Consider the following 13,374-nt stretch of genomic DNA (forward strand, 5'->3'; position numbering starts at 1 on the left):
GTCAGCGCGTGCGGCGGACCCGCAGGAAGTCACTGACGACGTACTCTCCCAGGCGGTCGGCGCCGGGAGAGAAGACCCGGCCGCCGTTGCGCCGCCCGACCTCGTTCACGAAATCCTTCAGACGCTCGTCATCGGCGAGCATGAAGACATTGAGCGTCGCCCTGCGCCGGGTCATCTTGTCGACCTCGGCGAGCGTCAGCTCCAGCGTCTCCTGGGTGGGCGGCCACTCGAAGGCCGCCGAGCCGTTGCGCCGCAGGTGGGCGGTGGGCTCACCGTCGGTGACCACGAGCACGACCGGCTCGAAGTCGGGGTGGCGGTCCAGGTGACGTCCGGCGATCAGCAGGGCGTGGTGCAGGTTCGTCCCCTGGACCATGTCCCACTCCAGGCCCGCCAGTTCGTCGGGCTGCAGCACGCGGGCGTAGTTGGAGAAGCCGATGATCTGCACCGAGTCCTGGGGGAACTTCGAGGCCACCAGCGCCTGCAGCGCCATCGCCGTCTGCTTGGCGGCTGCCCAGGTGCCGCGCAGCGCCATCGAGTAGGACAGGTCGACCAGCAGGCACACCGCCGCCGCCGTGCGTCGCTCGGTCTCGGCCACCTCGAAGTCGTCGACGGACAGGGTCACCGCGCCGGTGCTTCCGCCGCGCCGGACGCCGTTGATCACCGTGCGGACCACGTCGATCGGCTGCTCGTCGCCGAACCGCCAGGGCCGTGAGGAGCCGGTGAGCTCACCGGCCGAGCCCGCGTCCACCTGGTCGTGGTCGCCGCGGCGCCCGCTCTCCAGGGAGGCGAAGACGCGGCGCAGCGCGGTCTCGCCCAGGCGCCTGACGGCCTTCGGGGTGAGCTCCAGCTTGCCGCGCCGGCGCAGCAGGTAGCCCTGCTGCTCCAGTTCGCGCTCGATCTGCCTGAGCGCCTGCAGGTCGTCGACGGCCGCCCGGCCGAGGGCTCGCCGGATCGCGGCCTCGTCGATGTCGTCCATCCGGGCACCGGGGTAGTCCTGGCGGAGCGCGGCCTCCAGCTGGGTCAGGTCGGCGAGCTCGTCCAGCGCGCTCACCGCGTCGGACATCCCCAACGGCTCGTCGCCGCTCAGCCGCTCGGGGGTGTTCCAGGCGAGGTCGGGGCGGCGGGCGTACAGGGATTCGCCCAGGCGGCGCATCTGCTCGTCCAGCCCGGCCTGGGCGAGTGTCTGCTCGATCAGCCGGCCAAGCTCCTCGCGCTGGGCCGGGGTCAGGGAGGCCAGCAGGCGCTGGGTGGCCGCGGCCCGCCGGGCGAGGGTGTCGACCAGCTCTTCCAGGTTCCGTGGTGATTCCGGGAACATGTCCCCATATTTCGACATGAACTGGTCGAAATCTGCCTGAGTGTGCTCACCGCGGGCATCCCGGCCGAGCATGTCGTTCAGGTCGGACATCATCTCCCTGACCCGCTCCATGGCGGCGGGGTCGGGATCGGCCAGAGCCTGCCGCATGCCGCGGAACCGGCTGTCGAGCACCTCCCCGCGCAGCAGGTCACGCAGCTCCTCGAAGGTCTGCCCGGCGGCGGCCGAGCGCCATTGGTAGTCACCCAGCTCCCGGATGGCGCTCGCCGTGTCGTCAGGAAGACCGGCCAGCTCCGCCTCACGCAGCCTGGCCTCGTCCGAGGGGTCGGGGAACAGCTCGGCCCGCTCCTGGTCGATCGCCTTGTCCAGTAGCGCCCTGGCCCGCTCCAGCGTGCCGTCCAGGCGCCCGCGCTCGCGTAGCTCCCGGCGCCGCCGCCGCACCTCGCGGAGCAGATCGTCAAGCCCACGCCGATCCTGCGCGCCCGGCAGGCCCTCCTTGAGCAGGTCGCGCAGGGCGTGGGCGGGGTTGGAACCGGACAGGATCGCGTCGCCCATCCGGTCCAGCGCCGAACGGACGTCGTACGGAGGGGCGAGCGGGTCAGGCCCGTCCCGATATTCGCCATAGCGATAGCTCATGCCAGACACCTCAGGTGCGGTAGATCGTCGTGCCGTCCACCTCGTCCTTGGAGAGCCGACGCAGGAGGTACAGGCCCTCCAGGGCGAACTCCAACGCGGCGGCGGCGTGGCCGGGGGACTCGTCGCCGATGCCGAGCTGGGACATGATCTTCGCCAGGCCCTGCACCGGGCCGATCCTGCGCAGCAGCTCGGCCGCCGGGACCGTCACCCCCGACTCGACCTGGACGCCCTCTGCGAACATCTCCAGCAGCGGGGCCAGGTCCGTGCCGCCGAGCGTGCCGCGGAACGTCTCGGACACCGCCCTGCGGAGCAGGTGTGAGAGCACCTCGGTCTCCCGGCCCTCCTCGCTGACCTCGAACTCCACCTTGCCGCGGAGCGTGTGCACGATCCCCGGCAGGTCGGCGACCCTGGCCACCGCGTGGTCCTCGCCGGTCAGCGCCGCACGCCGTACGGCCGAGGCGGCCGCGGTCTCGGCCGCGGCGATGGAGAAGCGGGCCGAGACCCCCGAGCGCGTGTCCACGGCGGTGGACTCACGGACCAGCCGGGTAAAGCGGGCGATCACCTCGATCAGGTGGTCGGGCAGGTCGGCGCCCACCTGGCCGAGCGCGGCCTCCTGGCGGATCAGGACCAGCTCGGTCTCGATCGAGAGCGGGTAGTGGGTGCGGATCTCGGCGCCGAAACGGTCCTTCAGCGGGGTGATGATCCGGCCGCGGTTGGTGTAGTCCTCGGGGTTGGCACTGGCGATCAGCAGGATGTCCAGGGGCAGGCGCAGGTTGTAGCCCCTGACCTGGATGTCGCGCTCCTCCAGCACGTTGAGCAGCGAGACCTGGATGCGCTCGGCCAGGTCGGGCAGCTCGTTGACGGAGAACACGCCCCGGTTGCTCCTGGGGACCAGGCCGTAGTGGACGGTCTCCGGGTCGCCGAGCGTACGCCCCTCAGCGATCTTGATTGGGTCGATGTCGCCGATCAGGTCGCCGACGGAGGTGTCGGGGGTGGCGAGTTTCTCGCCGTACCGCTCGTCCCGGTGTTTCCAGGAGATCGGCAACTCCTCGCCCGCCTCGTCGGTCAGGCGGCGACAGCGGACGCACGCGGGATCATAGGGATGGTCGTTGATCTCGCAGCCCTCGACGACGGGGGTCCACTCGTCGAGGAGTCCGGTCACGGTGCGGATCAGGCGGGTCTTGCCCTGACCTCGCTCACCGAGCAGGACCAGGTCATGTCCGGCGAGCAGCGCCCGCTCCAGGTATGGCAGGACGGTGTCGTCGAAGCCCACGATGCCGGGGAACCGCGACTCCCCTGCCCGCAGGCGGGCCAGGAGGTTCTCACGGATCTCGGCCTTTACCGTACGGTGAATATGGCCGCTCGCGCGCAGCTCGCGCAGAGTACGTGGCTCTGGGATTTGAGGCACGGGACTGAGCCTACGTCCACAACGCCCGATCCGACACTCTCATCCATCTTTTGGATCTTGACCTTTGCGAGCCGAGAGGAGGTCAATATTGTGTGGGGCTTCACGCGAGTGCTTGTGTCGGCAGTGGGGAGAATCGCTCCAAGACAAGACACCGGGTGATTCCAGGATCAAGGCGTCATGACGACCTCGGAGGGGACGTCAGGCAGATCCGGCATTCACCAACTTCACGGCAGGCATCGGGCGGGACCGCGGTCACTCCCGGGCGAGCCGTCAGACGAGAGGGAGAGGCGAGACGAGTGGCGCTGATGACAAGCCGTTTCGCCGATGGCCTCGCAGTGGGGTCCGATCTGGTCGCCGCAGCCGAGACCGCGGTGCGTCAAGCTCTGTTCGGCCTGTCCGGACCCGCCGACCTGCTCTGCTTTTTCATCTGCGGAGACGATCCCGACGAGGTCTCCCGCGCCGGACTGCGTGCGATGAGCATGGCGCCGGGCGCCGCCGTCCTCGGCTGTAGCGCCACCGGGGTCATCGGTGACGGGCAGGGGGTCGAGGTCACTCCCGCGGTCAGTGCCTGGGCCGCCACCCTGGGCGGGGCCAGGCTGACGACCTTCGCGCTCGACACGCTGCGGACCGACGACCGCTTCGTCGTGGTCGGCCTGCCCGATCGCGGCCCCGATGATCACGCCGCCATCCTGCTCGCCGACCCCTACACCTTCCCCACCGACGGTTTCGTCGAGCGCTCCGAGGAGGTCATGGGAGACCTTCCGCTGATCGGCGGCCTGGCCAACGCGACCCAGGGCCGCGGCGCGGTGCGGCTGTTCGCCGACGGGAGGATCTACACAGAGGGGGCCGTCGGGGTGCTGCTCAGCGGTGACCTCAACGTCAGCACCGTGGTCAGCCAGGGCTGTCGCCCGATCGGCCCGACGATGGCCGTCACCTCCGTGGAGGACAACCTCCTGCTCGAACTCGCGGGACAGCCCGCCCTGGCTCGGCTGGAGGAGATCGTCAGCGCCCTGGACGAGGACGACCGCGACCTGGTCGCCTCGGGGCTGCAGATCGGCATCGCCATGGACGAGTACGCCGAACGGCACGAGCGCGGCGACTTCCTGATCCGGGGCGTGCTCGGCATCGACCCCGAACGCGAGGCCGTGGCCATCGGCGATGTCGTCGAGATCGGCCGTACCGTCCGATTCCAGGTCCGCGACGCCGCCACCGCCGACGAGGACCTGTACGAACTGCTGGACGCCCACCGCGAGGAGTTCGGCCGGGTGGACGGCGCTCTGCTGTTCTCCTGCAACGGCCGGGGCTCGGCCATGTTCGGCAGCGCCGACCACGACGCCGTCGCCGTCCGCGACACTCTGGGGCCCATCGGGGTGGCCGGATTCTTCGCCGCGGGAGAGGTGGGCCCCGTGGGCGGCCACAACCACGTCCACGGCTTCACCGCCTCGGTCCTGATCTTCTCCACCCGCCCACCCGCCGGCCACCCGTGAGGTCGGCGGGCACCGGTGGTGTTCAGCCGAGAAGGGCCGAGGGTCACAACGAGGGTCACAACGAGGGTCACAACGAGGGTCACAACGAGGCGAAGAGTTTGCCCGCGGCGTGGGCCGCCCGGTGTTCGGCGTCCACCGTCCTCTCCAGCACCTCGGGGTCCATGACGATGGCGGACTTGGGGATCTCGGCACGGCTGCGCGGCGAGATGGGCAGGCCGACGGCGGCGAACCGGTCCGCCAGACACGCGAACGCCTCATCGTCGATGCCGGAATCGTTGATCAGCGCCTCCAGGAGGGTGCTTCCCCTCGGGGCGAAGAAGGTGCCCTCGCTGTCGATCGCGACGATCGGCGGCCTCGCCGCCCGCTCATCCGGGTGCAGCCAGTATCCGTACACACCGTCGCCGAGCGAGGGCGAGTTGAACGTCTCCACGGCGGGGAACAGGTGGCTCAACAGCTCCGACCACGACCCGCCGATCTTTCGGTTGGCGTCGTCGTCGAAGACCGGATGGGTGCTCCCCGGCCCCAGCACGGTGATCTCCATCTCGTGCAGCGGGTCGGCGTCCCGGTCCGCACCGGGTGGCCGGGCGGCCTGGATGGCGACCATCCGCAGCAGCTCGCCGGGGATCGGGCGGTCGCCGAGCCGCCGCTTCGCCCATTCGACGTACTCCTCCTCTGTGAATCGCCCTTCCGTCATGTCAGGAAACCCTGCCCTCCGGTGTCGGTCACCGCGTACATCTGCGCTCCGTGTTGTCCAGGAACCGATTCCGTCTCCACCCGAGTCTGCTCGCACCGTCTTGTAAGGCCCTTGTAAGCGACTGGGGCGCCCCTGGACGGTGGCCGAGCCCGTCCTGGCCGTGACTCCCGCTTGATCCGGCGCGAGAGCGCGAGAGCGCGAGAGCGCGAGCGCACGTCGTACGATGGCCCGCATGTCGGAGTCCCGGGTGACCTACGAGGATGTGGTCGCCGCGCGCGAGTTGCTGGCCGATGTCGCCCTGCGCACCCCGTTGCTCCACTCGCACGTGCTGTCGGGCATCGTCGGCGGACCCGTCCACCTCAAGTGCGAGCACCTGCAGCGCTCGGGTTCTTTCAAGATCCGGGGGGCGTACGTCAGGATCGCCGGGCTGACCGAGAGCGAGCGGCGGCGAGGGGTGGTCGCGGCCAGTGCGGGCAACCACGCGCAGGGCGTGGCGCTCGCCTCCGGGCTGGTCGGGGCCTCCTCGACGGTCTACATGCCGCGAGGGGCACCGCTGCCCAAGGTGGCCGCCACCCGCTCGTACGGCGCCGAGGTGATCTTCGCGGGCGAGACCGTGGACGTCGCACTGGAGCGGGCGAAGGAGCATGCCGAGCGGACCGGGGCGGTTTTCATCCATCCCTTCGACCATCCCGACGTCATCGCCGGGCAGGGCACGATCGGGCTGGAGATCGCGGAGCAGCTCCCCGAGGTAGGCACGATCGTGATGTCGCTGGGCGGCGGGGGGCTGGCCGCCGGGGTCGCGCTCGCGGTCAAGTCGCTGAAGCCGGGCGTGCGGATCGTCGGGGTCCAGGCCGAGAGGGCCGCCGCCTACCCTGTGTCGCTGGCCGCCGGGCATCCGGTCGAGGTCCGGCCCGCCTCGACGATGGCCGACGGCATCGCCGTGGGCCGTCCGGGCGAGCTGCCCTTCGAACTGATCCACTACCTGGTCGACAACGTCGTCACCGTCACCGAGAGTCAGATCTCCCAGGCGCTGGTGCTCTGCCTCGAACGGGCCAAGCAGGTCGTCGAACCGGCGGGTGTGGCCGGGGTGGCCGCGATCCTGGCCCACCCACGGATCTTCGAGCCGCCCGTGGTGGCCGTGCTCTCCGGAGGCAACATCGACCCGCTGCTCCTGGCCAAGGTTCTCCGGCACGGTCTGGCCGCCGCGGGGCGCTATCTGACCCTGCGGGTGCCGCTCTCCGACAAGCCGGGCGCGCTGGCGGCGCTGCTGGTCAGGCTGGCCGAACTCGGCGCCAACGTGCTCGACATCGTGCACGAGCGGCTGGGCATGCACCCCGGCGAGGTCGAGGTGCAGCTCCAACTGGAGACCAGGGGGCCGGTGCACTCCGAGGAGGTGCTGGGCTCCTTGCGGGGGGACGGATACAAGATCAGCTTTACCTGAGTCATCAGGGGGGCGAGGGGGCGGACCCGGCCCGCGAGGTCCGCAGCCGGGTCAGGACGGGGGCGGGGATGTCTCGCCCGGGTTCTCAGGGTGGGCCGGACCCGGCCCGCGAGGTCCGCAGCCGCGTCACCAGGTGGACGGCTTCTCCGCGGTGAACAACCAGGCGTCGAAGAGCGCGGAGAGGTTCTTGCCGGAGATCTTCTCGGCCATCGCGATGAATTCCGGGGTCGTGACACTCCCGTACTTGTGTGTGGCGACCCACTGCTTCAGCAGCTTGAAGAACGCCGGGTCGCCGATCCGCTGCCTGAGCGCGTGGAGCGTCATGCCGCCCCGGTTGTAGACGGACTTGTTGAACAGGTCCTCCGGCTTGGCCCGGCCGGGGGCGTAGCTCCAGATGGGGTCGTCGGCGCCGGCGGCGTAGTGCCTGCGGAAGAGTTGTTCGGTGGTGGACCGGCCCTCGTGCTCCGACCAGAGCCACTCGGCGTAGGTCGCGAAGCCCTCGTTGAGCCACAGGTCCTTCCACCGCTTGATGCTGAGGCTGTCGCCGAACCACTGGTGGGCCAGTTCGTGGGCGATGATGTCGTCGCCAGGGGCGAATCCGCCGTACATGGGCTTGGTCTGGTTCTCCAGTGCGTAGCCCGCGGGGAAGTCGTCGACCACGCCCCCGGTGGAGGAGAAGGGGTAGGGCCCAAAAATCGTGCTCCAGTAGTCGGTGACCTTCCCCGACACGTCGTACAACCTCTGCAGCGAGCCGCGGAAGATCGGGTCGACGGCCGCCAGGTTCTTCAGGCCCCCGGCGGTCTTGCCCTGGAGCACCTCGAACCTGCCCAGTGTCATGGTGGCCAGGTAACTGGCCATCGGGTGGCTCTCCCGCCACCGGAAGGTCGTCTTGCCCCCGGCGGTCTTCGGCTCGCCGACGAGCTCGCCGTTGGCCAGCGCCGTCAGCCCCGTGGGCACGGTGAGCTCGAAGTCGTAGCGTGCCTTGTCGGCGGGATGGTCGTTGCCGGGGAACCAGGTCTTGGCGCCGTTGGGCTGACCCGTGACGAACGCGCCATCCCTGGTTGGAATGAAGCCGTACGTGCCCAGATTGGAGGAGTTCCGGACCGGTTTGGGCTCTCCGGCGTACGCGACCTCGACGGCGAACGCCGCGTCGTTCGGGATGGACGCGGCGGGGATGACGGTGAGCTCGCTTCCGGCCCGGTCGAATCTCGCGGGCCTGCCGTCCACGGTGACCCGGCTGACCGTGAAGCCTGAGAGGTCGAGGTTGAAGCTCGCCAGGTGCTGGGTGGCCCGGGCGTCGATCCTGGCCACCCCGGCCAGGTGTTTCGAAGACGGGTTGTAGCCCAGCTTGAGCAGGTAGTGGTCGACGTCGTAGCCGCCGTTGCCGTCTGTGGGGAAGCCGGGGTCGCCGATCCCGGGGGAGCCGGGCTTGGCCCCGCTGTCAGCGGTGGAGCCGGACAGGGGGGACGCGGAGGGGCCCGACAACGCCGAGTTCACCGCCGGGACGCTCTCCCCGCTCGACGCGGCACAGGCGACCGTGCCGACGGTCGCGAGTGTGCTGAGCAGAGCGGCGGTCGCCGTGGTGGCCAGCCGTTTGGACGCCATACCCTCAACTCCCCTTCCACGGCCCGAGAGGCCGAGCCCGTGTACGGCACACTACGCGACTGACCTGCGCCGATCAGGCGTCTACGACAAGGGTCCCGGCCGCGATGTCATGCACGGCCTGCTTGCGCGACTGAAAAAGGATGAAAGCCAGGTCTATCCACCCCAGGCAGCAGGTGACGTACATCACCCACCGGACCAGCTCGCGAATCGCCGTCTGCCCGGCGTCGGCCCTCCGTCCGCCCATGTCGGCCACGCGCAGATGGAAGAGGCGCTTGCCGGGCGTCTGCCCGTTCCAGAAGGCGGTCAGCAGCCAGTAGTACAGAAAGCCGATCACCGCCACCAGGAGGGTCTCCGCGTGGGGCGTTATCGAGACGAAGCCCTCGGAGCCGGTGATGGTGCTGACGGTCCGGTAGCTGAACGGCGCGGAGATGAGGCTGATGATGACGAGGTCGAGGATGCCCGCGAACAGACGGCGCCATCGCCCGCCCAGCCGTATGTTCCCGGCTCCGGGAAGCCCGCTGAAGGGCCCTCCGCCGTAACCGGGGCCGGGACTGTAGCCGGGACCGGGTTCCGGACCGGGACCGGGTTCCGGACCGGGGCCGTAGCCGGGACCGGGTTCCGGACCGGGCCCGTGGCGGGGGCCGGGTTCCGGGCCGGGTCCGTAGTGGGGACCGGGACCGGGGCCCGGGTGGCCCGGTCCCGGTGGAGCGGGCTCCGACCACGGGTCCGATCCCTGGTCATCCGGCGGTGGCGGTACTGATCCCATTTATGGTTGATTGCCGCAAGAGTGCCATCGCAAAGCCAAAGGCGGTTGTGGGTTGCCTCTGAGCCGCGATCACAGATTTCCCCTGAGGTCCTGCTCGCGCTCGATTGCCTCGAAAAGCGCCTTGAAGTTGCCCTTGCCGAAGCCGAGCGAGCCGTGCCGCTCGATCAGCTCGAAGAACACGGTCGGACGGTCCTGCACCGGCTTGGTGAAGATCTGCAGCAGGTAGCCGTCCTCGTCCCGGTCGACCAGGATCCCGCGCCTCTTCAGCTCCTCGATCGGCGCGCGGACCTCGCCGATGCGCTTCCGCAGTTCCGGGTCGTCGTAGTAGGAGGCGGGCGTGTCCAGGAAACGGACCCCGGCCTCGCGCATGTGGTCGACGGTGCCGAGGATGTCGTTGGTGGCAAGCGCGACGTGCTGCACGCCGGGGCCGCCGTAGAACTCCAGGTACTCGTCGATCTGCGACTTCTTCCTGGAGATCGCCGGCTCGTTGAGCGGGAACTTCACCTTGCGGGTGCCGTCCGCGACCACCTTGGACATCAGCGCCGAGTATTCGGTGGCGATGTCGTCGCCGACGAACTCCGCCATGTTGGTGAAGCCCATGACCCGCTTGTAGAACTCCACCCACTCGTCCATCTTGCCGAGTTCCACGTTGCCCACGCAGTGGTCGACCGCCTGGAACAGGCGGCCGTTCTTCACGTCGGGGGCTGGGAGGAGGGGCTCCGCCGGGACATAGCCGGGCAGGTAGGTGCCGCTGTAGTTGGACCTGTCGACGAGGGTGTGCCGGGTCTCGCCGTAGGTGGCGATCGCGGCGAGGACGACCTTGCCGTGCTCGTCCTCCAGCACCTGCGGCTCCGACAGCCCCCGCGCGCCCCGGGCGAGCGCGTGGGTGTAGGCCGCGTCCACGTCGGGGACCTCGATGGCGAGGTCGATCACGCCGTCGCCGTGCTCGGCCACATGGCGGGCGACGCCGGCGCCCGGGCGTACGGCCCCGCGGAACTCGAACCTGGCGGCGCCCGAGGTGAGGACGTACGCCACCTCGTCGCGGCTGCCGTTCTCCGGGCCCCGGTAGGCCACGAGTCGCATGCCGAAAGCACTGGAGTAGTAGTAGGCGGCCTGCTTGGCGTTGCCCACCGCGAAAACCACGGCGTCCATACCGTTCACGGGAAAGATGTCACTCATGCGGATACTGTCTGATTCGCTGGTCTGTTTGTGCAACACTCATTTGAAACAGTGCACAATATGTACAATCACCTGCCGATCATTGCGGAGCGCCTGTACATCATGACGATCGATCAGCTCGACGCCCGCCTCATCGCCCTGCTGGCGGCCGAGCCCAGACTCGGGGTACTGGAGTGCTCGCGGCGGCTCGGTGTGGCCAGGGGGACCGTGCAGGCACGCCTCGACCGGCTGGTCGCCCGGGGGGTGGTCACCGGGTTCGGCCCGGACATCGCCCCCGCGGCGCTCGGCTACGACGTGACCGCGTTCGTGACCCTGCAGATCCGCCAGGTCAGCGGGCACGACCCGGTCGCGGTGCAACTCGCGGCCATTCCCGAGGTGCTGGAGGTGCACACGATCACCGGTGGTGACGACATGCACTGCCGCGTGGTGGCGCGCAGCAATGCCGATCTGCAGCGGGTAATTGACCTGATCGTTGATGTCCGGGGCGTGGTCAGGACCTCGTCGGTGATCGCCTTGGACACCCCTGTGCCATACCGTGTTCTGCCTTTGGTGGCCGATGTCCCGCGCAAGGGGAGGAGCTAGCCGTACCATGCCAAGCAGGGGCCAGACACCGTTATCCATCGTTTACCCTTAACGGTCCGCGCAACCGTCGGGGGTCTGCGGCGGATCCGATCGGGGGGTCACGCGTGCTAAAGGGCGGGACGGGCAGTCCCAGGAGGAAGCTCCTGCGGATCACACTCATCGTCTTCGGCGTCGGTGTCATCTCGGTGATCGGCCTGCTCGGGGTGGTGTGGGCGATGACCCCCATCCCGGACAGCACGCAGCCCAGGGCCACCGCGCAGGGCTCGGTGATCTTCTACCGCGACGGCAAGACCGTGCTGGCCAAGCAGGGTGTCAACCGCAAGAGCGTGACCCTCGACAAGGTTCCGCAGAGCCTGCGGAACGCGGTCATCGCCGCGGAGAACCGCTCGTTCTACAACGACCAGGGCATCTCCCTCAAGGGCACCTTCCGGGCCATGTGGTCCACGGTCACCGGGCAGCAGCTCCAGGGCGGCTCCACGATCACCCAGCAGATGGTCCGCAACTACTACAGCGGCCTCAGTCAGGAACGTTCCATAATCCGCAAGCTCAAGGAGATCATGATCTCCCTGAAGGTGGACCAGTCGAAATCGAAGGACTGGGTGCTGGAGCAGTATCTCAACACGATCTACTTCGGCCGGGGCGCAGACGGGGTCCAGGCGGCGGCCGACGCCTACTTCCGCAAGGACGTGGGCAAGCTGACCCTCGCCGAGGGCGCCTATCTCGCCGCGGTGATCCAGCAGCCCTCCAGGTTCGCAGACCCGCAGGGCGCGGACCTCTACGCGGCCAGGGACCGCTGGAGGTCGGTGATCGACGGGATGGTGGCCATCGGGGCCGTCACCTCCACCGAGGCCGCCGAGGTGACCTTCCCCACCCTCGGAAAGCCCAAGGCGATCTTCGCGCCCAAGGGGCAGGAGGGTTACATGCTCGACCAGGTGGCGGCCGAGCTCAAGAGCAGGGGCTACACCGACGAGGTCATCAACCAGGGCGGGCTGAAGATCGTATCGACCTTCGACAAGAACCTGATGGCCGCCGCCGAGCGCGCCGTCACCTCGGTCCTGCCGGAGAGCACCCCCAAGAAGGTCCGCACCGGGCTGGCCGCCGTCGACCCCGCGACCGGTGAGGTTCTCGCCTTCTACGGCGGTCGCAACTACGCGACCAACAAGTTCGACAACTCGTTCTCGGCCAAGGTGCAGGCCGGATCGACCTTCAAGGCGTACACGCTGGCCGCGGCCCTGAACAACGGCTTCGGCCTCGACACCAGGGTCGACGGCAACTCGCCGCTGCGGATCGCCTCCGCCGACATCCCCAACTCGGGCGGCTACTCCTACGGTCAGGTCAACCTGGTCAAGGCGACCCAGAGCTCGGTGAACACCGCCTTCGTCGACCTCGCCCAGAAGGTCGGCCTGAACAAGGTGGTCAAGGTCGCCGAGGCCGCCGGAATCCCCGGCGAGCAGCTCGACCCACACCGGGGCGCGGCCACCCTCCCGCTCGGCGTGGCCTCGGTGAGCGCCGTGCAGAACGCCTCGGGCTTCGCCGCCTTCGCCGCCGAGGGCGTCCACCACGAGGCCCATGTGATCCGCTCGGTCACCGACGCCGACGGGAAGGTCGTGAAGAGCTCCACCAAGGGCAAGCGCGCCTTCAGCGAGCAGGCGGCCATCGACGCCACCTACGCGCTGACCCAGGTCGTCGAGGCGGGCACCGGCTCGGGCGCCCGCCTATACGACCGCCCGGTGGCGGGCAAGACCGGCACCACGGACGAGTCGGCGGCCGTGTGGTTCGCCGGGTTCACCCCGCAGCTGGCGACGGCGGTCAACATGTTCCGTGACGACAACAAGCCGGTGACCGTGGACGGCAGCGCCCAGTACGGCGGGTCCTATCCCGCCCAGATCTGGCGCGCCTTCATGACCGAGGCGATGAACGGCAAGCCGGTCAAGGAGTTCAAGGAGCCGTCCAGCTACGGCTACTCCAACCCGTACGACGACTACACCTCCGGCGGCCGGTACGACGACCAGGGCGGTGACCAGGGCGGCTTCACCCCCAACCCCACCCCCGGTGAGATGGGCACCCAGGACCCCGGCCAGAGCACGGGCCCCGCGCAGGAGACCCCGCAGGAGACCCCGGGTCCCGGTCGGACCTGGGCTCCCGGCGACGACGGGCAGGGTGGCCCCGACGACGGGGCCGGGGTGCGGGACGGAGGAGGCGGCGACGAGCTCGGCCTCGACGGCCTGGGCCGCCGGATCGAGGCCCCCACGCGGGGCGACTGA

Annotated in this window: 10 protein-coding genes; 4 read left to right on the top strand and 6 right to left on the bottom strand. The window is 69.3% G+C overall.

Going from position 1 to position 13,374, the window contains the following annotated elements; genetic code table 11:
• Position 1 precedes the first annotated feature (1 nt).
• Positions 2-1,948, bottom strand: a complete 1,947-nt coding sequence (locus OIE13_RS35295; protein WP_326644815.1) for a vWA domain-containing protein — start codon at positions 1,946-1,948, stop codon at positions 2-4.
• A 10-nt stretch (positions 1,949-1,958) separates the two neighbouring features.
• The gene (locus OIE13_RS35300) at positions 1,959-3,356 is read right to left on the bottom strand and encodes a sigma 54-interacting transcriptional regulator (protein ID WP_326829327.1); all 1,398 of its coding nucleotides are present in this window, start codon (positions 3,354-3,356) and stop codon (positions 1,959-1,961) included.
• A 305-nt stretch (positions 3,357-3,661) separates the two neighbouring features.
• Between OIE13_RS35300 and OIE13_RS35305 the strand changes: the two genes are divergently transcribed.
• Positions 3,662-4,843, top strand: a complete 1,182-nt coding sequence (locus OIE13_RS35305) for an FIST signal transduction protein (RefSeq protein WP_326644811.1) — start codon at positions 3,662-3,664, stop codon at positions 4,841-4,843.
• Positions 4,844-4,922: 79 nt separating this feature from the next.
• On the opposite strand, the gene OIE13_RS35310 is transcribed toward OIE13_RS35305, so the two are convergent.
• The gene (locus OIE13_RS35310) at positions 4,923-5,537 is read right to left on the bottom strand and encodes a hypothetical protein (protein WP_326644809.1); all 615 of its coding nucleotides are present in this window, start codon (positions 5,535-5,537) and stop codon (positions 4,923-4,925) included.
• A 232-nt stretch (positions 5,538-5,769) separates the two neighbouring features.
• Here OIE13_RS35310 and ilvA point away from each other — a divergent pair, with 232 nt between their 5' ends.
• Positions 5,770-6,978, top strand: coding sequence for a threonine ammonia-lyase (gene ilvA / locus OIE13_RS35315; protein ID WP_326644807.1), 1,209 nt, complete (start codon positions 5,770-5,772; stop codon positions 6,976-6,978).
• 126 nt (positions 6,979-7,104) lie between these two features.
• Here the strand turns inward: ilvA and OIE13_RS35320 are convergent, their stop codons facing one another.
• The 3 genes from OIE13_RS35320 to hppD all read right to left on the bottom strand — a co-directional run bounded on the left by OIE13_RS35320 (position 7,105) and on the right by hppD (position 10,528).
• Entirely contained in the window at positions 7,105-8,583 is a 1,479-nt protein-coding gene (locus tag OIE13_RS35320; RefSeq protein ID WP_326644805.1) for a M1 family metallopeptidase, read from the bottom strand.
• A gap of 73 nt (positions 8,584-8,656) precedes the next feature.
• The gene (locus OIE13_RS35325) at positions 8,657-9,349 is read right to left on the bottom strand and encodes an RDD family protein (RefSeq protein ID WP_326644803.1); all 693 of its coding nucleotides are present in this window, start codon (positions 9,347-9,349) and stop codon (positions 8,657-8,659) included.
• Positions 9,350-9,418: 69 nt separating this feature from the next.
• The gene (gene hppD / locus OIE13_RS35330; protein ID WP_326644802.1) at positions 9,419-10,528 is read right to left on the bottom strand and encodes a 4-hydroxyphenylpyruvate dioxygenase; all 1,110 of its coding nucleotides are present in this window, start codon (positions 10,526-10,528) and stop codon (positions 9,419-9,421) included.
• A gap of 102 nt (positions 10,529-10,630) precedes the next feature.
• On the opposite strand from hppD, the gene OIE13_RS35335 reads away from it, so the two are divergent.
• Both OIE13_RS35335 and OIE13_RS35340 read left to right on the top strand, forming a co-directional pair.
• Entirely contained in the window at positions 10,631-11,110 is a 480-nt protein-coding gene (locus tag OIE13_RS35335) for an Lrp/AsnC family transcriptional regulator (protein ID WP_030910940.1), read from the top strand.
• 104 nt (positions 11,111-11,214) lie between these two features.
• Entirely contained in the window at positions 11,215-13,374 is a 2,160-nt protein-coding gene (locus tag OIE13_RS35340) for a transglycosylase domain-containing protein (RefSeq protein ID WP_326644799.1), read from the top strand.

The sequence above is a fragment of the Streptosporangium sp. NBC_01810 genome, from assembly GCF_035917355.1.
Lineage (GTDB): Bacteria > Actinomycetota > Actinomycetes > Streptosporangiales > Streptosporangiaceae > Streptosporangium.

Coding starts and splice junctions, on each gene's coding strand:
- OIE13_RS35295 (WP_326644815.1), bottom strand. CDS start 1,948: ATGAGCTATCGCTATGGCGAATATCGGGACGGGCCTGACCCGCTCGCC.
- OIE13_RS35305 (WP_326644811.1), top strand. CDS start 3,662: ATGACAAGCCGTTTCGCCGATGGCCTCGCAGTGGGGTCCGATCTGGTC.
- OIE13_RS35310 (WP_326644809.1), bottom strand. CDS start 5,537: ATGACGGAAGGGCGATTCACAGAGGAGGAGTACGTCGAATGGGCGAAG.
- ilvA (WP_326644807.1), top strand. CDS start 5,770: ATGTCGGAGTCCCGGGTGACCTACGAGGATGTGGTCGCCGCGCGCGAG.
- OIE13_RS35320 (WP_326644805.1), bottom strand. CDS start 8,583: ATGGCGTCCAAACGGCTGGCCACCACGGCGACCGCCGCTCTGCTCAGC.
- OIE13_RS35325 (WP_326644803.1), bottom strand. CDS start 9,349: ATGGGATCAGTACCGCCACCGCCGGATGACCAGGGATCGGACCCGTGG.
- hppD (WP_326644802.1), bottom strand. CDS start 10,528: ATGAGTGACATCTTTCCCGTGAACGGTATGGACGCCGTGGTTTTCGCG.
- OIE13_RS35335 (WP_030910940.1), top strand. CDS start 10,631: ATGACGATCGATCAGCTCGACGCCCGCCTCATCGCCCTGCTGGCGGCC.